The organism is Candidatus Zixiibacteriota bacterium (assembly GCA_040756055.1).
Taxonomy (GTDB): domain Bacteria; phylum Zixibacteria; class MSB-5A5; order GN15; family FEB-12.
This window is the reverse complement of the sequence record JBFLZR010000003.1, coordinates 383,519-405,003: the sequence shown is the minus strand read 5'-3', so window position 1 is coordinate 405,003 and position 21,485 is coordinate 383,519. Positions and strand designations below refer to the sequence as shown.

16 protein-coding genes are annotated in these 21,485 nt (G+C 51.8%); 6 read left to right on the top strand and 10 right to left on the bottom strand.

Translation table 11 applies throughout. The features are described 5' to 3' along the window. Nucleotides 1–68 precede the first annotated feature (68 nt). From AB1483_08180 to AB1483_08160, 5 genes are all read left to right on the top strand, one after another. Entirely contained in the window at nucleotides 69–1,487 is a 1,419-nt protein-coding gene (locus tag AB1483_08180) for a C1 family peptidase (GenBank protein ID MEW6412435.1), read from the top strand. An 11-nt stretch (nucleotides 1,488–1,498) separates the two neighbouring features. After that, on the top strand, nucleotides 1,499–2,860 hold the full coding sequence (locus AB1483_08175; protein MEW6412434.1) for an FAD-binding oxidoreductase: 1,362 nt from the start codon (nucleotides 1,499–1,501) through the stop codon (nucleotides 2,858–2,860). A gap of 160 nt (nucleotides 2,861–3,020) precedes the next feature. Further along, nucleotides 3,021–4,202: a PQQ-dependent sugar dehydrogenase gene (locus tag AB1483_08170; protein MEW6412433.1), complete on the top strand. Its 1,182-nt coding sequence runs from the start codon at nucleotides 3,021–3,023 to the stop codon at nucleotides 4,200–4,202. 135 nt (nucleotides 4,203–4,337) lie between these two features. Further along, a complete protein-coding gene (locus tag AB1483_08165; protein MEW6412432.1) occupies nucleotides 4,338–5,036 on the top strand; it encodes a DUF1573 domain-containing protein in 699 nt (232 codons plus the stop codon). A gap of 43 nt (nucleotides 5,037–5,079) precedes the next feature. After that, nucleotides 5,080–5,838: a DUF1573 domain-containing protein gene (locus tag AB1483_08160; GenBank protein MEW6412431.1), complete on the top strand. Its 759-nt coding sequence runs from the start codon at nucleotides 5,080–5,082 to the stop codon at nucleotides 5,836–5,838. A 71-nt stretch (nucleotides 5,839–5,909) separates the two neighbouring features. On the opposite strand, the gene AB1483_08155 is transcribed toward AB1483_08160, so the two are convergent. The 10 genes from AB1483_08155 to AB1483_08110 form a co-directional block, all read right to left on the bottom strand. Beyond that, a complete protein-coding gene (locus tag AB1483_08155) occupies nucleotides 5,910–7,358 on the bottom strand; it encodes a GWxTD domain-containing protein (protein MEW6412430.1) in 1,449 nt (482 codons plus the stop codon). After that, the gene (locus AB1483_08150) at nucleotides 7,359–8,696 is read right to left on the bottom strand and encodes a GWxTD domain-containing protein (protein ID MEW6412429.1); all 1,338 of its coding nucleotides are present in this window, start codon (nucleotides 8,694–8,696) and stop codon (nucleotides 7,359–7,361) included. A gap of 116 nt (nucleotides 8,697–8,812) precedes the next feature. Then, nucleotides 8,813–10,063, bottom strand: a complete 1,251-nt coding sequence (locus AB1483_08145; GenBank protein ID MEW6412428.1) for an ABC transporter permease — start codon at nucleotides 10,061–10,063, stop codon at nucleotides 8,813–8,815. Between the two features lie 9 nt (nucleotides 10,064–10,072). Beyond that, entirely contained in the window at nucleotides 10,073–11,293 is a 1,221-nt protein-coding gene (locus AB1483_08140) for an ABC transporter permease (protein MEW6412427.1), read from the bottom strand. 3 nt (nucleotides 11,294–11,296) lie between these two features. Next, nucleotides 11,297–12,004, bottom strand: coding sequence for an ABC transporter ATP-binding protein (locus AB1483_08135; GenBank protein ID MEW6412426.1), 708 nt, complete (start codon nucleotides 12,002–12,004; stop codon nucleotides 11,297–11,299). A gap of 2 nt (nucleotides 12,005–12,006) precedes the next feature. Beyond that, on the bottom strand, nucleotides 12,007–13,323 hold the full coding sequence (locus AB1483_08130) for an efflux RND transporter periplasmic adaptor subunit (GenBank protein ID MEW6412425.1): 1,317 nt from the start codon (nucleotides 13,321–13,323) through the stop codon (nucleotides 12,007–12,009). 44 nt (nucleotides 13,324–13,367) lie between these two features. Next, nucleotides 13,368–14,684, bottom strand: coding sequence for a TolC family protein (locus tag AB1483_08125; GenBank protein MEW6412424.1), 1,317 nt, complete (start codon nucleotides 14,682–14,684; stop codon nucleotides 13,368–13,370). Nucleotides 14,685–14,696: 12 nt separating this feature from the next. Then, nucleotides 14,697–15,416 (bottom strand): YIP1 family protein, encoded by a 720-nt coding sequence (locus AB1483_08120; protein ID MEW6412423.1) that lies wholly within the window; start codon nucleotides 15,414–15,416, stop codon nucleotides 14,697–14,699. Nucleotides 15,417–15,579: 163 nt separating this feature from the next. Next, entirely contained in the window at nucleotides 15,580–17,565 is a 1,986-nt protein-coding gene (locus AB1483_08115) for a sodium-translocating pyrophosphatase (protein MEW6412422.1), read from the bottom strand. Nucleotides 17,566–17,747: 182 nt separating this feature from the next. Beyond that, on the bottom strand, nucleotides 17,748–19,106 hold the full coding sequence (locus AB1483_08110; GenBank protein MEW6412421.1) for a hypothetical protein: 1,359 nt from the start codon (nucleotides 19,104–19,106) through the stop codon (nucleotides 17,748–17,750). A gap of 218 nt (nucleotides 19,107–19,324) precedes the next feature. On the opposite strand from AB1483_08110, the gene AB1483_08105 reads away from it, so the two are divergent. After that, nucleotides 19,325–21,484 carry a tetratricopeptide repeat protein gene (locus AB1483_08105; GenBank protein ID MEW6412420.1) on the top strand — a complete coding sequence of 720 codons (2,160 nt, stop codon included), beginning with the start codon at nucleotides 19,325–19,327 and terminating at the stop codon, nucleotides 21,482–21,484. Nucleotide 21,485: the final 1 nt, after the last annotated feature.

Genomic DNA, 21,485 nt, shown 5'->3' with positions numbered 1-21,485 from the left:
AGTGAGTGCTGTTGTTGATTTTTGCCGCTGATGAAGTATCTTAGGACAACATTATGAAAGGGTTTTCAATGCGAACATCTTTAAAAGTCTTTAGCGCGGCCATAATAGTGACACTGGCTTTGAGCACCTGCGTACTTGCCGGCGACGGTGGTATCGACAGTGCGCTTCTGGAACAATATGAAAAGCAGTTCAATGCTGAGGGCAATCAGCAAAGGACTATAAACGCTATTACCAACAATTCCATAAAGGAGCTGGCCCTTAACCGTGACCTTCTCACAAGTCATGACAAGCTCGTTGCATTCCAGCTGAAGGACGCGGGAGTTGTCGATCAGAAAGGTTCAGGACGCTGCTGGATGTTCGCCGGGGTGAACGTGCTTTCTCCCGTAATCATGAAGAAACTCGACCTCTCCTCGTTCGAGCTTTCCGAACCATACATCACGTTTTACGATAAGCTCGAGAAGTCAAACTTCTTTTTGGAACGGGTCATCGAAATGCGCGACCGCCCGATCGACGATCGCTCCCTTCAAATGGAAATCGACAATATGATAGGCGACGGCGGCTGGTGGCATTACTTTACTGACCTGGTAGAAAAGTATGGCATCGTCCCGTTGTCGGCAATGCCCGAAACCAAGCAGTCCATCTCCACCGGAACCTTCAATTCGCTGGCCCAGTCGCTTCTGCGAGCCGATGCTTCCCAACTCAGGCAAATGCACAAGGACGGCAAGAGTGTCAATGAACTCCGGCAGGCAAAAGAGAAGATGCTGGCCGACATATACAAACTCCTCGTCTACAACTATGGAAGGCCGCCTAAAGAGTTTACTTTTCGCTGGGAGGCCAAAAAGGATTCTGTAAAGACGATCTCCGAGAAAAACTATACTCCGAAATCATTTCTTGCGGAGTACTTTCCGGACGGTTTGCCGAACTATGTCGCGCTGGTAAACAACCCCACTCTCGACTACGACCAGCCTTATCTTCTCGAAGCCAGCCGAAACATTTATGAAAATTCCGATTTTAAAGTCCTGAACCTGCCTGTCGAAAGGCTCAAGGAATATACCCACAAGGCTCTGCTTGACAGCCAGGCAGTGTGGTTTGCCTGCGATGTCGGCAAGCAGAACTATGGCGACTCGGCTATTATGGCCGAAGGTATCCTCGACTATGGCACCGCCGTCGGCATGGATTTCGCACTATCCAAAGCTGACAAGATCTCGTTCAAAGAGATCTCCCCCAACCATGCTATGGTAATCTGCGGCTTCGATACCACTTCGACCGGCACCATCAACAAATGGCTAATAGAAAACAGCTGGGGTAAAAAGGCCGGCGATGACGGTTTCTGGTACATGTATGACGACTGGTTCTCGGAGTATGTTCTGGTAATTGTCATCAATGAAAATATGCTGAGTCCCGAAGACGCTGAGAAGTTCAAGAAAGAGCCGGTCAAAGTAGCCGACTGGGAACCGTTCTTCAGGGCCATGCGCAATCTGGAGTAGGTCGCCGGTTTATGAGTTTCATTGATGACCTGAAGGGCCTGTTTCCTGCCGATCGGTTCTCGATCCACTCGGACCATCTCGCAGTGGCGTCACGCGACGAATCAACTATCGATGGCGTCACGCCTATGGCAATCGTATGGGCTTTGAACGCCGAAGAAATCAGCCAGGTGGTCAAGTTGTGCGCTGATTTCAGAGTGCCGGTGACAACACGCGGGGCCGGCAGCGCTCTGGAAGGCTCAACCATACCCTCGGCCAATGGCATAGTACTCGACCTCAGTCACATGACCGAAATCCTCGAATTCTGGCCCGATGACCTTCAGGTCAAAGTCCAGCCGGGTATTATCTATGACCATCTCAACGAGCACCTGAAGCGAGAAGGCTTATTCTTCCCCCCTTCGCCGGGCGGCTCGGGGGATATCGCCACAGTCGGCGGCATGATAGCGACCAACGCCAGCGGTATTTACTCGGTCAAGTATGGCGGCACCAGAGAATATGTATTGGAGCTTGAGATAATCACCGGCACCGGCGAGATTATGAAAATCGGCAATCGGGCTGTCAAACGTTCGAGCGGCTATAATCTGGTCGATCTCGTGGCCGGCTCGGAAGGTACCCTGGCTGTCATTGCAGCCGCTACAATCAAACTTGCCGGCCTTCCTGAAGGTCGTCTTCAGAATGCGTTCAAATTCGAAACCGAAGTCAATGCCGCTCGCGCGGTGTCGGAGATGCGCAAGTACGGCCTCGATATCGCCGCCATCGAATTTCTCGACCGAAAAGTAATGGAGGCCCTGAACAAGCTCAAGGAATATGGACTGGAAGAAGTCCCGGCGCTTTTCCTGGAATTTCACGGCCCCGACGCGGTTTTGCAGTCCAACAATGAACTGGCAGAGGATATCTGCACCGAATTGGGTGGACAACCGCTTAAGCTGGCCGATGGCCAGCGACCGTGGGAAATACGCCACTTTGTAACCGACGCGATAAAATACCGTCGCCCCGGCTACAGTATCCTGCGCAATGATGTCGCTTTCCCCATCTCAAAATTGCCTGAGATGGTAGAATACTGCCACCAGCTGGGCAAGCAATATGGAATGATGGTTCACACTTTCGGCCATGTAGGACTCGGACTGCTTCACGCCCTGATACTTGCCCGCAAGGAAGACAGCAGTGAATGGAACAATGCCATCGCCATGAATGACCTTATCATCAAAAAGACTATCGAACTCGAAGGTACCATATCCGGCGAACACGGAATCGGTCTGGGACACAAGAATCTATTCGCCATGGAACACGGCAAAGCGGTCGAATTGATGAGAATGATAAAGCGTCAGTTCGACCCCGATCTAATACTCAATCCGGGTAAAATCTTTGATATGTAAGTCACTGGCGTAACGAGTATTACGCGTCGCAATTAAATGGCCGCTTCATATAATTAAAGCGGGCCGAAAGGAAACTTTGACCGGCTTCGATTGTTAATGGTGTATGTCTTCACACCTGAATCTTAATGCGCCTAAATTTCGCGGGAATATTCTCCCCCTGGTGTCAATTGCGGTGCTACTTGTCAGCAGTTGCAGTTCATCCGACAGTCCCGGTACGACTACTCCTCCCCCCGTTAACGAATTCCCCACCGGTTCACTCGCGGCCACGGCAGTGGCTCGCGGACTTTCCCAGCCTTTATATATTTGCGCTGCTCCGGGCGACACATCGCGCATGTTTATAGTCGAAAAAGCCGGTAAGATAAAGATTCTTCGGGGCGGGCAGGTTCTTCCCGACGCTTTTTTGGACATCAGTGATCGCGTCAACTCAGCAGCGAGTGAGCGTGGGCTATTGGGACTGGCATTTCATCCCGACTACGCGAGTAACGGCCTATTCTTCGTAAACTACACCAACACCAACGGCAGTACAACAGTCTCAAAATTCAGGGTTTCGAGCTACCCCGATTCGGCTGTGGCTTCCAGTGAGTCGATTATCCTGACGGTTCCCCAGCCATACTCCAATCACAATGCCGGCATGCTGCTCTTCGGGCCGACTGACGGTTACCTCTATATTGGCCTCGGCGACGGCGGCTCAGGCGGAGACCCCGAAAACCGCGCGCAAAATCCCCTGACACTGCTTGGTAAAATGCTTAGGATCGATATTGATAGTGGCAGTCCCTACGGCATACCGCCCGATAACCCTTACGCGGGCAACCCCGACACTCTGCAGGAGATCTGGGCTTTTGGACTTCGCAATCCATGGCGCTACAGCTTCGACCGTGAAACGCGGGATCTATGGATTGCCGATGTTGGCCAGAACCAGATAGAAGAAATCAACTTTACGCCAGCTTCCAGCTCCGGACGCGAAAATTATGGCTGGAGGCTTAAAGAAGGCTCGCGATGCTTCAATCCGTCGGAGAATTGCGATCCCAACGGTATTCTACTCGACCCCATCTTCGAGTATTCGCACTCAATGCCGTCTTCCCCGTGTTCTGTTACCGGTGGCTATGTATATCGCGGTAGCGAAATCCCTCGGCTTTACGGTCATTACCTCTTTGGGGACTTCTGCTCCGGACAGGTCTGGTCATTGGTAAAGACCGGCGACAGCGTCACGGTATATGAACTCACTGACCAGCTCGGCATCGGATCAATGGCCCTGGCTTCATTCGGCGAGAGCTCAGCCGGGGAGATTTACATGGTCGATTTGATGGGCACGATCTACCGACTTGTTCGCTCTGCGGGCTGAGCGCCTGCCATAAACTGCTTATCAACCGTACATTTGCCGGGGAAAATCCTTCGTTCATCGGTATTGACTAAGTCAATGAGATTTAATATATTGGGTCAATTCCGGAACTAAGTCGAGGGAGAAGAATATAAACCTATGACTATGGTAAGACTTTTATCAGCTTCAGCCGTATTGCTCCTGGTGATTAACTGCGGCGCTTTCGCGCAGCCGAATCTGCAAATACCGGGTGAGAGATTTGAAATGGGCAGCATACCGCAGCAGTCTGTGGTGAGCCATTGCTTCTGGTTTACATCCACAGGCACTGATACTCTCATAATTAACGAAATCAAAACCCCGTGTGGGTGTCAGGTTGAGCCGCTCGAGAAGAACTGGATTGCCCCCGGCGATTCCATGCTGGTCTCTATCTGCTGGGATGTAAAAAAACGTGTGGGACCGACCGGAAATTATCCCTATATCTACACCAACGTAGGCCCGGAGACCTTCAGGGTTTACCTGACCGGTACGGTCACCAGGGAACCCGATGCCATCCGTCCCGTGTCCGTCAAACCGTTCGCACTGGATCTTTCGAAATTCAGGGAGCGCGCGGTCGACAGTCTCAGTTTCAGGATAATCAACCACAGCGATACGTCCTATACCCTGACACCGGTTTCTTTCTTTGTTGATGAGTGTGACATCATACTGCCCGATTCCGTCGCGGCACGTTCGACAGCAATCGGTACTATCAAGGTCAGACCGGAGTTTCTCGATAAAGAATTTTACAGATCAATCACATTATTGTTGAATGATACCCGTAAGACTCGTATAACTATACCGATAAAAAGAAAAATATACTGAGCGCGTTTGTGGTTAACCGGAGATAAAGGATAGATTAAGCCAAATGAAATCACTATTGCTGATTATCACCATGACCGTAATTGTCGCCCTTCTGGCCGGAGTCGCGTTTGCCGGTCCGGAAATGAGCATACCGGACTCCTCTTTTAATTTTGGATATGTTCCCCAGAATGCGAAAGTGAGTCACGTGTTTTGGCTGTATTCGACAGGCGACGACACACTGAAAATTGAGAAAGTGGTGCCTGGCTGCGGATGCACCAAGGCTCCTCTGGAGAAACAGGAGCTCGCTGTCGGTGACAGCACCAGGTTAGAAATTATCTTCAATACCGGGCGTTACACACGCGTCATTACCAAACGGCCCAAAATCGTTACCAACGAGGGTCCTCAGGGCAAACGCGTCGAGATTATAAGCAATGTATCAGATCGTCCGGATTCGACCTTCCCTATCGTAATGAAGCCCTACAAAATCGATCTCACCCAATTCGGTTCAAAGGTCCGCGACGAGGTCGTCTTCAAGATTACCAATGTCTCGGACATGAGACTAAACACGTCAATGATTTCCATCGCCGATGACTATTTCGAAGTGGAACTGCCGGAAACGCTGCCAGCGGGTGAGACCAAAGAGGCAAAACTTAGACTGAAAAAAGACGCCCTGGGGAAAGAATTCGAAAAATCATTCACCTTCCAGCTCAACGATCCTGAGAAGACGCGGTTCACCATGCCGGTCAAACGCAATCTGCGTCCGGCTATCGGTCAAGATCAGACGGTATCCGAAGACGCTGACGACAGCTCGGACAAGCCGTGATTCGTAAAAACCATCCATCGAAAAAGGCCGCCTGTACGGGCGGCCTTTTTTGATCTTGGCATCGCGACTCATCAATCGGGTATGTCTATATAACCCTGGTCGACCCTGTCCTGCCACTCCTGGTTATAAACCTCACCGAATACGTTGGAGTGAACCAGCCGATAGTCATCGTTGCCGCTGTAGTCCTCAAATATGAACATCAGACCCTGCTTGATAGAACGATAGTACCACACCTCGTAGGAGTTGCCGACCCTGGGCGCCTCATTGTCATCTCTCTCGTCCCAAGGACCATAGGTCATATATATTCTTCCGCGATCCGTGGACCATCCGTCCTGCGATTTCAAAGACGTCGAAAAATTCCGGTTGGCAAATTCGTACCTCGAAATCATCTCAAGGCGATTCTCAACGACGGGTGTGGTCGGGTCAATATCGTGCTCCCGCCAATACTGAGCCAGGTAATTCATTTTCCCACTGTCGGAAAGTGAATTCAGCCTCTGTAACTCTTCCGGAAGCAGCAGATACCTGACCATGTTAACATGATCCTCGACGGTGAAATTCTGGTCTATCGATGAAATCTCCTGCTTCGTCGTCGCGGCCAACATAACTTCTTCTGGAGAAACTATGTGAAAAGCCGCATATGCGGTGTCCGACCCGCCGACTTCAGGGTCACTGGCTACAATCTGAATCCGATAGCTGCCGGTGGCGAAATTTCTTATATCCAGGCCTTGTCGGATAACAGCCGATGTACCGGGTTTTTTGCCCAATTTGGTCTCCATGCTCCGGTAGAAATTTCCCCTGCTGTCGAATACAGTCATGGCTAATCGATAGTTGCCGGGATCAGCCGGTGAATACGACAGCCCATAAATCTCACCATAGACATACATCAGCGTATCCGTATCGGCAAAAATGGAAACCGGATTCACGACCAGCCGGAATCCGTTCTTATACATGGCCGGGTGAGAACCGGCCGGTATATCACCGACATATTCTATGTTGTAGGCGGCGCACAACCCGCCAATCGATATTCTACCGGTCACCGGCGGTCGAACATTAACCCGATCGAAAAAGTACTCGCCCTTTTTCTTACTGACGACATCAATCACGGTCAGGCGGGCCGAATACCTGCCCGGACTGACCATCATAGCCAGTTTATTAAAGACGCGGTAATCGCCAACAGCGGCCTCGTCGGGGGAACCCACTTTAACGGAAAAGTAGGTCCTGGTGGAATCGATCGCGAAACCAGCCGTATCGATCAAATCCACCTGGGCGAAAACGCGCGCGTAGAGATTCCCGTCAGAAGAATCCAGCGGCAAAAAAGACAAATCATTGCGATTCAGTGAAAAGGGAAACTCTACAAGCACTTGCGAGTCATAGGCGGGATTTCCGCTTACAATCGCGCCGGCATACACCGCCAGCTCATTCGGCGTCTGGGCAGCCGCGACAGGACTGCTGCTGCCGGCAAAACCGAATATCAGGGCAATGGTCATCAACCGAATGACCACTTTCAAAGTTGCTCTCATCTAATAACGATCCTCTGGTCCTATTCCTAATCCATCATACGGATATATTAATCTATAATCACCATCCCCGGTTTCGTCCACAAACACAAATTTACGGTACTTGGCCTCACGATAATAATACCACTCCTGATACGGGTAGGAATTCGGCTGGAAAGGGTAGTCATCGATCTGGTCCGGCTCACCATAGACTATATACACTCTCCCCCGGTCGGTCCTCCAGCCTGACTTTCTCAGATACCCGAAATTCTCATTTGCCACCTGTACCCGCCGATAGAATTCCGTCTTCGTTTCGTTCTCATTCGTGCCCGGGGTCGGGTCGCGACGTGCCCAGAACATGTTGAAAGCCGCCAGACGGTCTTCGTAAGTTTCCTGCTGCTTGAGCTCTTCCAGATCACCCGGAAGTGATATAATGGATAACTGGTTTATTATCGACTCATAATCGTAAAGAAGCATCGAGCGCTCGGACCATACCAGATCGAAATACTTCGTTTTGTTGTCAAATCTCTTGTCTCTCGGGCCCTGCAGATTTATGTCGAGCTTGAACTCTCCCGGACGAAGCTTATCCATCGAAATTTCCCTGAACTGGCGCGCTACCCCGTCCTCGAAGGGAACCGTGAGCGAATCACGGTACAACATCCCTTTGGTGGCATGACGCAATGAAGTCTCGACCAGAACCGAATCACTGTCTTCTCTGCCCTGGTAAATCTCAAAATAATAATAGAGCGTCAACGCGTCGCTCGTCCCATATCGGTGAGACACCGAAGGCACCAGAGTGTATCCGCCCTTGTCGAATTTCGTCTCTTGTTCGCCTGCCGATGCTACCGACTGCACCAGCTGAATATCCGAAAGGCGGGGATATTTTTCATGATGATATTCCAACTTGACCTTGAAATCCTGGGTAACGGATTCCGCGCTGTTGGGATCACTGAGCACCAGTTTAACCTCATACTTGCCCGGCTCCAGCTCGAAATTCACCTGATTGGTACGGTAATCATAGATTGACTTTGCCCTGATTTCGGATTCAACAAATACACGTTTATCCTGCGTATAAGAATCCATCAGCCGATCTTCGTCGCCGTAAACGTTTATGGAAAGCTCATAATCTGCCGCATAGAGCGTGTCAAGGCGGTAGAAATTCAGGACCGCGTTATAAATCTGATAAAAAACCTCCAGCCGAACCAATCCCTGCTCGGAAGAGTTGAAAACCGCGTAATCGACCGGAAACAGCGATTGCTTCCTCTGCTGCTCGTTAAGCCCCCAGGCCTGCTGCGCTTGAGAAAGGTCGCGGCCCGCCAGAGAAGCCAGAGCGACAAGCAATATGATTCGCACTAATCTCATACTATTTGTTAAACATCCTCGAAATCATGACTGTTCCAAGGTAAATTCGCGCCCGTGCACGGTGCAATATAAAAAGGGACGGCTACGGCCGCAAATATGTTCTAAAGTTTACAGGATTATTCGTACCTGAGAGCTTCTATGGGATCAAGAAAAGCCGCTTTGACGGCCGGATATACACCCGAAATCAAACCGACAGAAACCGAAACGATGAAACCGACAAATATCCAGAGATACGACACCGAAAGCGGGAAACTCAAAAGCCCGTTAACCACCAGCCCGATAGTGACTCCCAGAATTACTCCGATTGTGCCGCCGGTTCCCGAAAGCGTCATCGCCTCAGTCAAAAATTGAAGGATTATATTGGACCTTTTGGCTCCAATAGCCTTGCGAATACCAATCTCTCTTGTCCGCTCGGTTACCGAGACCAGCATAATGTTCATCACCCCGATTCCACCCACCATCAGGCCCACCGAAGTTATTACGAGCATCGCGATATAGAGATACTTGGTAATGTTGCCGATGATATCCTTGAATTGATCCTGCGTCGCAAGAGCGAAGTTGTCCCCTTTGCCGAAAGGCACCTTGCGATAATTACGCAACACACCGGTGATCTCATCCATAGCATCCTGAATCGCCTCGTACGATACCGCTTTGGCGGCCAAAAAAAGCGCTTCTTCAAAGGGATGGAGTTTCTCGAAGGTGGACAGCGGAATGATGACCGACCGGTTGACATCGTCGTTTCCGAAGTTCGAAGATACCTCCTCCAGTACCCCCACCACCTCGAATTTGTTGCCGTTTACCCTGATCTCTCGGCCAACCGCGTTTTCCCCTTCAAATAGAATTCGCGCGACATCATACCCCAAAACGCAGTTCATCAGCCGAAACTGTTCGTCGGTACCGTTCAAGAATCGCCCTTGCCCGACACTCTTATTATTCACGGTCGTATAATCCGGCCAGGTGCCGAAAAACCGCGGTTGACTGAATTTACGGTTGCCATACTTGACCTCGTTCCCGCCCGGCTGAAAGTAATAGTTCTGCGGTGAAACGCCATCCACGAAAACACAGCTTTTCTGAATGGCCCGAGCCTCGCCCACCGTAATCGGCGGCCTGTTGCGCTCCTCGTCAGTGAGTTCGTCGCGATTGGTGTTGGGAGGAAATCTGGTGATCCAGATGACATTTGAGCCGAGTTCATCAATTTCTTCGTCCATCGCTCCATCGAGACCATCGACAATCGAGGCCATGCCGATTACCGACGCCACTCCGACCGTGACGCCTAAAATGGTGAGGCTCGCGCGCAGCTTATTGGCCCGTATCGCCGAAAGCGCCAGCAGTATGCCATCCTTAACTTCAACCCACGTCATCATCATGGTCTGAACTCACTCATAACTAAGCGCTTTAATGGGGTCCAACCTCGAGGCCTTCATCGCCGGATAAATGCCAAATATCAACCCGGTACCGGTAGAAATCGTAAGGCCCGCGATGATAGCCAGCGCCGACGGGCTAATCTGCATATCCAAGGCCGCCACAAGGGATTTCGCTATTACAAAACCGGCGACGATGCCTACTATTCCGCCTGTCAACGTAAGAATAAGCGCCTCAAACAAAAATTGAGTCAGTATATGGAGCCTTCGAGCGCCAATCGATTTGCGAATGCCGATTTCACGGGTGCGCTCGGTTACAGACACCATCATGATATTCATAACGACTATGCCCCCCACCACAACCGAGATTGACGATATCCCTACCAGTCCAAGGCGCAATATCCTGGTCAGACTGTTCAACAGGTCGAGAATGCTGTCAGCTGTGACCATATCGAAATCATCCGGTTCATTGAAAGGCACGTGTCGCTGTGCCCTCAGAATTGCACGCACCTGGTCCATGGCATCGTCAAGAAACTCCACTGACCTTGCCTTAATCGTAAGGCTGAGTCCGCGACGGGGGAAACCGAACTGTTTGCTGTAAACCGACAGCGGTATAACAACGAAATTGTCCTGACTCTCCCCGAACAGGGTTCCCATTTTCTTTGCCACACCGATGACCGTATATTTGTTGCCATCGATCTTGAGCTGCTTTCCGATCGGGTCTAAGCCGTAAAAGAGCTCTTCTTTGATCATGTCTCCTATGAAAACTACGGGACGGCGATAGAGATCATCCTCAAATGAGTGAAATCGGCCCTGCTGAACTTCAAGATCGACGATATCGATGTAATTCGCGGTTGCGCCAAGGACAAAGATATTGCGGAGTGCCTGATCGCCATACTTCACCCGTGCCTCATTGAAGGCCCGCGGCGAAACCTTGTCGCACAGATCGCACCCCTTCTCTATCAACTCCAGCGCCTCGTAATCGATAGGCTTGCGCTTGATCTTCTCCAGAAATTCCTCTTCGGACGTAACAACGGCTATACGCTGAACGATAAACGTCGCCGGACCAAGTCTCTGAAATTGTGCCTCTATGGAACTCGACATCCCCTCCAAAGCCGAAATTATCGTCATTACCGAGGTGACCCCGATAATAACGCCCAAAAGCGTCAGGGAACTCCTCAGGCGATTAGCCCGGAGGGCGTCAAAGGCGATTGTGAAAATCGAACCTACGATCATAACTCAGTGTACGCCGTTTCGCTGACTTTCCGACACACGCTCATCCGAGGCAATCTCACCATCAAGAATGGACAAAACACGGTGCGCATGGAGAGCGATATCCTTTTCATGCGTCACGATTATAATCGTGTTGCCCTGACGGTGAAGCTCATCGATCAATTTCATGATTTCAACCGATGTCTTACTGTCAAGATTACCGGTCGGTTCGTCTGCCAGAAGCAGCGATGGGTCGTTTACGAGAGCGCGGGCGATCGCCACTCTCTGGCGCTGACCACCGGAAAGCTCGCTGGGCTTGTGCGTAACACGGTCTCCGAGATCAACCCGGCTGAGGGCCAGATTGGCTTTGTCTCGCCTGGCCTGGGCCGATGTTCCATTGTAAATCAGCGGCAGCTCAACATTGTGAAGCGCAGTAGCTCTCGGAAGCAGATTAAACGTCTGGAACACGAACCCTATTTCCCGGTTGCGGATGGCCGCCAGCTCGTCGTCGTTCATCTGGCTGACACGCCTTGAGTTGAGAAAATACTCCCCTTTGGTGGGAGTATCCAGACAACCGATCAGGTTCATAAGCGTCGATTTGCCTGAACCCGAGGGCCCCATGATCGCCACGTACTCGCCTTTTTCGATGGTTATAGAAACTCCCCTGAGGGCGTGAACTTTCTCACTGCCCATCTCATAGGTCTTCCAAAGATCTCTGGTTTCAATTAATGGCATGGCTAATCAGTCTCCGTCCCTCGCCTACTCGTCACCTCAACCAGATCACCATCTTTGACATCTCTGAGTACGCGATATGGACCGGCGATGACCGTGTCACCCTCGGTCAGGTTTGAAGTTATTTCTATATATTTCTGGTCGGCGATGCCGGTTTCGACCGGCACAAACTGTGCCTTACCGCCGCGCACCACGAAAACACCCTTGAATTCTTCCCGCTCCCCTTCATCCTGCCCAAGCGTATCCGATGTACTGTCATTGCCTTCCGCGGCCCGCAAACCGGAACCGCCGCCCTCTTCGTCTTCAGCCGGCGCCATCGCCCGCGCTTTCTCAAGCGAATCGGCATCGTAAGCACGCATGACAATCGCGCTGTACGGAACAGTCAGAGCATCATCGCGACGATCGGTAACGATATCAACCGTAGCCGACATTCCCGGACGGATCCTTACGTTTGGATCTTTAAATATGACCTTCACGTTGAAATTCGTCGACTGGTCCTGCGTCCCCAGCCCCGAAACAACCGCGGTGTTGCCAATCTCAACCACCTCGCCGTCAAACACCGTATCCGGAAAAGCGTCCACCTCGATATCGGCCACCTGATTCAGGTCCACCTTATTTATTTCAGTCTCATCCACTTCAACTTCAACCTCAAAGACATTGAGGTTCGATATCGTCATCAAGGTCTTGCCCTGCGTGTATGCGGTCTGGGCCGGAGCAATTTCTCCGACCTCGCAGTCCAGGTAAGTCACTATACCCGACATCGGAGCGACAATCTTCGCCTTGCTCAGATTGTCAAGTTGCCACTCATATCTTGACTGAACCTGTTTCGCCGACGCCTTGGTAGCTTCATGCGAAGACTTGGCATTAAGATATGCGTACTTGGCCGCTGTATATTGCGTTTCGGAGGTCAACTTATCCTCGTACAACTTTTCCTGACGGTGAAATTCTTCCTCCGCCTGATCCAGCGTCACCTTGGCCCCCTCCAACCGGGCATTCAACTCCGTGACGGCATACCTGGCCTGGTCTACATCGGAACGCAGCTGCACCGTATCCAGAACGATCAGCAAATCACCCGCGCTGATCGCATCCCCTTCCTTCACGAGCAAAGCGATTATCTCGCCGTTAATCTCGGAAGTGATATTCACCTTGGTCTGCGGTTGGATCCTGCCCGATGCTGAGACGATTTCGACGAGTTCTCGTTTCTTTGCCTCCTCGCCCTGGACGCCTGTGGTCTTGTCAGTGCTAACGACGAAGTTGGCTATGATCAGAACGGCCACCACCGCAACCACAATTATTATTATCAGCAACTTCTTTTTTGACATTACATTTTACCTTCTCAATTTTTACGAAGCCGGGGCGTCTCCGCTTACATTTTCCCCATCGCATTCTCGAGCTGTGCTATTGCCAGGTTAAGGTCAAAATCCGCCTGAATCATGGACACCTGCGCCTGCTTCAGCGAAACCTGAGCATCGAGTAAATCCAGAATAGTGGCCGCCCCCAGGTTATATTTCTCCTGGGTAATCTTCAGATCTTCATTGGCCGCGTCAACATTCTCAGAAGCGACTTCCTTGGCCAGCTTCTGCTGTTCCGCGTCAAAATAAGCCGTCTTGATTTCCTGCACCACCAGGTTCCTGGTGTCGGCCAGCGCCGCCCGGGCGTTGTTACGGCTGACCTTCGCCGATGTTACATAACTTTCCCTGATGAAACCATCAAAAATATTCCACGAAGCAGTCAAACCGTAGCGGGTGGTCTTCGAAGACGAATTGTACAGAAGCGTATCGCCCGAACTCCCATCAGATATGGAGTAAGAAGCCGAGCCGGTCAGTACAGGTAGGTAACTCGAATAGCCCGAGCGCACGGAGTTCTTCGCAGCCGCCAGACTCTTTCCGGATGCGAGCAGGCCGGGCTCGTGAGCCAGACCGTACTGCAGCGCCTCATCCATCGTACCGGTAAATTCGCGGATATCGTAATCGGATGAAAACTCCACATCACCGTTCGGTTCCAAACCTATCGTATATGCCAAGGTGGCCTTGGAGGTCACCACGGCGTTGTTGGCCCGAAGCAGGGCCAATCTGTCATTGCCATACTGAACTTTCTGCTTGAGAACATCCGACTTCGACGCCGAGCCGAGTTCGTAGCGCGAGGTGATTAACTTGAGCTGTTCTTCGCTCCTGGCAACCGCCTGCTCCTGAACCTTCACATTCTCAACATTGGCAAGATAGGCGTAGTAAGCCAGTTTAACCGAATAAATGAGGTCGTGTTCGGAATTGATCACATCCAGACGGGCGGCGGCCCTGTTCGCGCGAGCGCTGGCGTAATCAAAGAAATTCGCCAGATCGAAAAGAGTCATGCTCGCCGAAGCGCTGATCGTCTCTCCGCTTCCATCCTGATCAGGCTGCGTTTCCTCCGGAAAACCCTCAAGCTGGGTTTTCAGATCCCGCGTCTTCGATTCATAGTACGAGTAACTCGCGCTCACCCTTGGAAGAAACGCTCCCAATGCCGATCTCTGACCCGCTTTCGCCAGGTCCTCGGAACCGCGAGCGGCGATAATCGAGTAGCGGTTCTGAAGCGCCATTTCGATACAATCATCCAGAGTGAGTTTGTTCCCCTGAGCCTGAATGTTCACCCCAGCCAGTGTAATGAGCACTGCCAAAAGCAGTGTTTTGCCCAAATCAAATTTCATCTAACATCTCCTTTAAAATGCCACCTGCGCAAGCCAGGCCCATAGCACGCCAATTAAAGATAACAAACCTATTGATAGGACAGACAACAGGTAACCTTTGTTGCGCGCTACTCCATATACTATTGACAATCCAATTCCAACAACGATTATTTCCCAGATATTAAAAACTCCAATTTTCGACAGAGCCTGATATAGCGGGCTCTGTGGCCCCTCCGACGCCGCGAGCACCCCGAGCGAGAGCGATACCATCACCGTTCCCTTGGCAAGCATCATAGGCGCCAACACCAACACGCCCACCATGTAAATGAATGTCCCATACAATGCCACCGACAGCACCGGCTTGAATGTGGCCTGCCCCGCCATTACGAAATTTCCGAAAACCAGCACCAGCGCCGCGACAAGGAGTGGATAAAGCAAGAAAGCGAGCGTTGGGAAAATAATTGAACTCCATTTCATAAAAGTAAGCATCTGCGGAGTGAGCTCCTGACCCTGAAGTCGTTCGGCCGTCTGAGGTGACTCCACCTGCATCTCTACCATGAGATCGGCTATCAGCCCAAAAGCGAGCAGACACACAATTCCCACCGCAATATACGGAACCAGTATCCTGGGATTATCCTTCAAGCTCGCGAAGAAAGCCGAAGGCTGATAAAAAACCTGCCACAGTCCCTTAAAGGACAAGCCTTTGACACTCTGCTTGGGCGTCGACATATCCGCCATATTTGTCTGGTGCACAGCAACCTCCTCTTATGTTTAGATTTAACGAAGAAAGTCTATAAAAGTTTCATTGCCACGTTTCTTTGGAACGTAATACCAAAGATACCCGGCAATATTCAATTGGGAAGCAAAAAAAAGGGGACATGTCAATCGACATATCCCCGTCCAATCCGGCGCCCTATTACCCGAACAGATATGGACCAACCACCAGCGATACAATCGCCATAAGCTTGATCAGAATGTTCATCGATGGTCCGGAGGTGTCCTTAAAGGGATCACCGACCGTATCCCCGACCACTGCCGCCTTGTGAGCAGCGGAGCCTTTGCCACCGTGGGCTCCGGCTTCGATATACTTCTTGGCGTTATCCCACGCCCCGCCGGCATTGGCCATCATCAAGGCCAGCATCACTCCCGACATCGTCGATCCCGCCAGCATTCCGCCAAGGGCTTCTTTCCCAAGAAGCGATCCGATAATAATCGGCGAAAGCACCGCCGTCAAACCCGGAATAATCATCTGTTGAAGAGCGCCCCTGGTGGCGATATCCACACACTTGCTCGTATCAGGCTTGGCGGTTCCTTCCATCAAACCCTTGATCTCACGGAACTGCCGGCGCACTTCGTCGACCATCTTCGATGCTGCCCGACCGACCGCTGTCATCGTGAGCGCGGCGATGAAAAACGGCAACACTCCGCCAATGAAAAACCCTATGACAACCGTCGGCTCAAGCAGACTGATTGTCTGCAGATTGACGGCTGTAGAATATGCCGAAAACAGCGCCAGAGCTGTCAAGGCTGCCGAGCCAATAGCGAACCCCTTGCCTATAGCGGCCGTCGTGTTGCCAAGCGAATCGAGCCGGTCGGTTATGGCACGAACGTCCGGCCCGAGGCCCGACATCTCGGAAATACCGCCGGCGTTATCAGCTATCGGACCATAAGCATCGACCGACATCGTCACACCTATCGTAGCCAGCATACCAACCCCGGCTATCCCTATGCCATAAAGCCCCGCGAACGAGTACCCGGTGTAAATAGCGGCACAGATGACAATGACCGGAAGCAGCACCGACTGCATCCCCACCGCCAGGCCGGAAATGATGTTTGTAGCCGAACCCGTAAGAGAAGCGTCCGCTATTCGCCTGATGGGCTTGCCCGCGGTGTAGTACTCGGTCAACAGCCCCAGGACTATACCGGCCAGATTACCGGCCAGAATCGCCCAGAAAATTTTCTGGTCGAGTGCCAGCTTGTCTATAATGACCCATGAAGCCGCAAGCATAACCGCCGCGCCCACATAGGTGACGAGGCGAAGCGTCGCCGCCGGATTCATTTTGGAGAAAACCCACACCGAAAGCACTCCCAGAATGGAGGCGATGGCTCCGAAAGCCACAATCATCAGCGGAAGCTGCATATGCGCCGCACGGGCAGATTCCGGGATCGCAATCGAGGTTGCACCGATAGCTATCGTGGCGATGACAGATCCTACGTATGACTCAAAAAGATCGGCCCCCATCCCGGCGGTATCGCCAACATTATCGCCGACGTTGTCCGCGATCACGGCCGGATTTCTTGGGTCGTCCTCCGGAATACCGGCTTCCACTTTACCTACAAGGTCCGCGCCAACATCGGCGGCCTTCGTGAAGATTCCCCCGCCAACACGCGCAAAAAGAGCTATCGACGATGCGCCCATGGCAAAGCCATTTATCGCGCTCGCGTGAACCGGATTATCCCCAAAAAAGTGATAGGCAATGCCCACACCAACCAGCCCCAGCGCCGCGACCGACATTCCCATGACAGCGCCGCCACTGAAAGCGATAGAGAGGGCTGCAGGCTGGCCGAAATCCTTGGCTGCTGCGGTCGTACGCACGTTGGCACGGGTGGCGGCTTTCATACCGAAAAAACCGGCCAGCATTGAACAGGCCGCGCCTCCCAGAAAAGCAAAACCGGTCTCAAGACCTATCTTCCAAGCGAGAAGCGCGAATACAACAATGATAAAGAGCACCAGGATCGAATATTCCCGCTTCAGAAACACCATGGCGCCATCATGAATCACCCCGGAGATCTCTTTCATCAGATCCGTCCCCGAAGGCTTATTCTTAATAAACGTGAATAGGATCAGTGCGAAGGCCAAACCTACAACACCAATCACGGCTGAAATCAAGCCTGTTCCCATCCGTTATTCTCCCGTTAAGACTATGTTTGTTAATAACTTACGACTTCAGGCTATAAAAATTGGTCCGAATATATGCTCTAAGTCGCCGATTGGCAAGTTAAAATTATGAAGCGAGTGGCCATGCACAAAAAAGGCCGGCGTCTCTTTCGAGCGCCGGCCCACAAACTTCTGAGAGCAGTATTCTATTTTCTCTCTATATTGACCCGGATCCAGGGGAACCCGTAGAACGGATCGCTCTCGTCTTGCATCCAGCCCCTGAGATAGAACTGTTGTAAAGCGACGCCGCTGGTGACGGCTGCACGATCCTCGGGAAGTTCCCCGATAAACGCTACCAGTGGGAAGTTGGTGGTATCGCTGTTCCAGTTGCAGGGCTCCAGCGAAATGAACACCCTGCCCGGATTGCCGCTACGGCTTGGCACCAGATTCACGGCCGGAATCCCCTCCGGGAGATTTGTAAGGAAATCCTCACCAGGAACTCTCGGCACCCTTGTGCTGACCACGTACGGGTTGGCGTCATCGGGATAGCACGGATTGGTGAAAGTACCCGTCGTCAACATGGCGCCTTCGGTTTCGTCAAGCGCCGTGCCGATAATCACCCAGGAAGGCAAAGTCATCCTCGTGTTCACAGCGGTCGAATCGATCTGCGGCGAAACGACCCAGCCTTTATATTTCCATCCGTACTCGCTCAGATCCGGGAAACCGAAATCCTCGTTGTTCATCAGGAAATTGTCGTACACTATCGTACCCGGCACCACCTCGAACTCGATCGCAAGCCGTTCATTGACAAAAGGTGCCTCGAATAAGGTATCCAGCAAACTGTCAAATCGAATTATGCTCTGCGGGAACGAATCCAGACCGTATACGCGAACGGTGTCGCGCCGCTCGATCGTGACCGTGTCAATCCCGATAAACACCACCACTCCCGTATCAGGGACTTCTTCGACATCCAGAGTCTCCGGAATCTCCGCCCATTCCACTATGGAAAGGGTGTCATTGAAATCCCTGCTGGCTTCCGTGTAGCCGCAGAACCATATCGAATAACCATCGGTCAACGAATCCATCCCGTCCGACGCCGATTCCATGCTGTACCAGATCGTCGATGACCAAAGCGAATCCATCTTGGGAAACTTCATCTTTATGGTCTGCGACGCCGTGAAGTCGACCAGCATAATAGCACCCGGAGAGTTGGAGTTGTCATCCGGATTCAGTTCCACGGAAAGCAGGATATTGGTAAAAGTCAGAATGTCGTAGTTCAGATGGAATTGGTTTGAATCAACCCTGTCGGTACCATCAACATTGAGGAACTTGCGACGGGCGAAGTCGTAACCGAACCTTTCGATCGACACCGTATCCGTGGCATCGGCAACCCACAACTCGTACACCATCCCCTCCGGGTTGTCAGGCAATTTTTCCGGCTGGAGCCACAAATTGGTTTCCGTCAGCGGGGTTAATACATCCTCCGGCTGGTCACATCCCCAGTACAGTAACAGGGAAAATGAGAGTAAGACCAAGAAAAACAGTAGCTTAACGTGCTTGAACATCTATTCCTTCCTCCTCCGGAGCCACCGGTATAATTTAAAGCCAAGATTTTTCGAAGCTTGATTATAACCTTTCACCGACGCCATTGTCAAGTGCTTATTTCAATAGAATTTATCTCAAGTAAACAGACGGTCGCGCCCTGCCTATCATCTAAAGAAATATGCTCTTACGCCGATAATTTATTCTAAATGAGGCTAAACTTTTGACGGGAGAATTTTCCTTGACAGTTTGTTCCAACTGCCGCGCCGAACAACCGTCCAGCGATACCAGAACTTGCATTCACTGCGGGTATCCCATTGCCACAGACACCGATATGACCGAATGCGAGTCATCGGAAAATGCCAGCGTGGATTTTCTCGTAACGGAAACCGCGGACGAGAATCGGCAGCTTGTAGGGGGCTCTGATAACACGCCGCTTAGAGACGATTTGGGCATTGAATCAACTACGGACCTTATGGAACAGGAGGCGCAGAAAGACGCCTTCGGTTCGCAACGTCCTTTTGACGCCGCCCGATTCGACACTCCGATCGGCGAAAGCGCACCTCCGCCTCCGCCTGCGGCGGACCCGAACTATCCAGCCTGCGACACGCCGGTTCAGGCAATAACACCAACAGCCCAGAGCGATGACTCCGTGGGCTCTGTCAAAAAGCTGTCGGCCGAAGAAATCAAGAAGATCGAGCAGAACCTGTACGGCTCCAAATCTTTCTTGAAGGACAAAGATGTCCAGCAACTGCGCAAACGCGTAGCCGAAGCCACAAAAGAAAGTGCCTCCCCCGGCACGTCGGAAGCCGTACTCGATCCCGAGCAACCCTCGACAAAAAAAGACGGTCGCCCGCGAAAAGGAATCGGTATCGCATATTATTACAAAAACTATGTCCACGTGCTTGGCAGCCACAGCCTGATGACTAACGACACGTTAAAAGTGAACGATCGCGAGTATTTGCTGAAGCCAAAAAAAATCAAACCAACCCACATGGTCGCAGCCGTCGGCACCCTATTCATCATCCTCATGGGCTTGATGGTGGCCATCTTCACCTCCGGGTCAGGCTCCGGCGAAGGACATCTTGTGGGCGTGGTTCTCGATGAATACAATCAACCATACCTTATGGGAGCCACGATCAGATTGCCCGAGAGAAACGCCACTCTCAAATCGGATGCCAGCGGCTTTTTCGCCGCCGGATTATTGCCAGTCGGAACCTATCAGGTTGACTACTTACTCGAAGACCAGTTGGTCCAGACGGAACAGGTGACCGTAACCGAGGACGAAGTCCGCATGGTGCTCCTGCGGCCGGGCAGCCCGCAGCGGGATGATACTCCGGTTGCCCGGGCCGAAAGACCGGCGCCATCAAAACAGCCTGTTCAACCGCAGCTGCAGGACCCGGCGCCCGCGGTTACCAAGCCGGAACCTTCCGCCCCTCTGGCAGCCAAAACCGAACCGGTAGTTCCTGCCAAGCCCGCGTCCACCAAATCGACAACAACATCCACTAAAACATCTTCCTCCGCGCCAGGCAAAGTCACGCTGCAAGCAAACGTCGATGGAGCCCGGTTTGAATTGGATGGATCGGTGCTCGGCGCCGGGAATCTAACTTACAGTAAAATCAAACCCGGCACTCACCGTTATCGTGTAGAAAGCGACGGCTATAATGCCGTGGAAGGCTCTTTCTCCCTCGCCTCAGGAGAGGATTATAAACTGTCCGTAACACTTACGCCGATGAAACAGGCCGAAAAGGCGCAACGCTATAAAAAGGATGATTATTTCCACGCGGCCGAATCAGCTCTTAAAAACGGCGACTACGCCACCGCGGTAAACGATTTCACCGAAGCCATAAAGTTTTCTCCGAGCAACGCCGACGCCTACTACCGCAGGGCACAGGCGCACGCCGGTCTGAAAATGTACCGCGAGTCCTACGACGACTATCTGAGGGCGGGCGAAATATATCGCATGAAGAAAGACCTCAGCTCAGCCATGAACTGTTTTAACGCGGCAATAGAATTAGATGCCAACTCCACCGCCGCCTATCTGGGACGAGCCGATCTCTACCTGTCCCGGGGCGACATCCTTGCCTCCCTAGCCGACTATGACAAAGTCGTGAGTCTCGACAACAGAAATTTCCAGGGATATTACGGGTTGGGAGAGGCAAGGTTCAAACAGCAACAGTACAAGAAGGCGATCAAGCACTTTAAGGACGCGCGCTCGGTTGAGTCCGAAAACCCGCTGGTTCACCAGTATCTGGTCCTGTCCTACCTCGCCATAGCCGATGAAAAGAACGTCAAGAAAAGCTATGAAAAATTCGTCGAGGTCGCTACTGACGAGCAGATGAAACAATTCAAAGCGGATCAAAGGTACAGCACCGTCCAGAGAATTGTCGAATCGCAATAGG

Coding starts and splice junctions, on each gene's coding strand:
- AB1483_08125 (MEW6412424.1), bottom strand. CDS start 14,684: ATGAAATTTGATTTGGGCAAAACACTGCTTTTGGCAGTGCTCATTACA.
- AB1483_08150 (MEW6412429.1), bottom strand. CDS start 8,696: ATGAGATTAGTGCGAATCATATTGCTTGTCGCTCTGGCTTCTCTGGCG.
- AB1483_08180 (MEW6412435.1), top strand. CDS start 69: ATGCGAACATCTTTAAAAGTCTTTAGCGCGGCCATAATAGTGACACTG.
- AB1483_08155 (MEW6412430.1), bottom strand. CDS start 7,358: ATGAGAGCAACTTTGAAAGTGGTCATTCGGTTGATGACCATTGCCCTG.
- AB1483_08145 (MEW6412428.1), bottom strand. CDS start 10,063: ATGATGATGACGTGGGTTGAAGTTAAGGATGGCATACTGCTGGCGCTT.
- AB1483_08115 (MEW6412422.1), bottom strand. CDS start 17,565: ATGGGAACAGGCTTGATTTCAGCCGTGATTGGTGTTGTAGGTTTGGCC.
- AB1483_08160 (MEW6412431.1), top strand. CDS start 5,080: ATGAAATCACTATTGCTGATTATCACCATGACCGTAATTGTCGCCCTT.
- AB1483_08130 (MEW6412425.1), bottom strand. CDS start 13,323: ATGTCAAAAAAGAAGTTGCTGATAATAATAATTGTGGTTGCGGTGGTG.
- AB1483_08110 (MEW6412421.1), bottom strand. CDS start 19,106: ATGTTCAAGCACGTTAAGCTACTGTTTTTCTTGGTCTTACTCTCATTT.
- AB1483_08140 (MEW6412427.1), bottom strand. CDS start 11,293: ATGATCGTAGGTTCGATTTTCACAATCGCCTTTGACGCCCTCCGGGCT.
- AB1483_08165 (MEW6412432.1), top strand. CDS start 4,338: ATGACTATGGTAAGACTTTTATCAGCTTCAGCCGTATTGCTCCTGGTG.
- AB1483_08135 (MEW6412426.1), bottom strand. CDS start 12,004: ATGCCATTAATTGAAACCAGAGATCTTTGGAAGACCTATGAGATGGGC.
- AB1483_08175 (MEW6412434.1), top strand. CDS start 1,499: ATGAGTTTCATTGATGACCTGAAGGGCCTGTTTCCTGCCGATCGGTTC.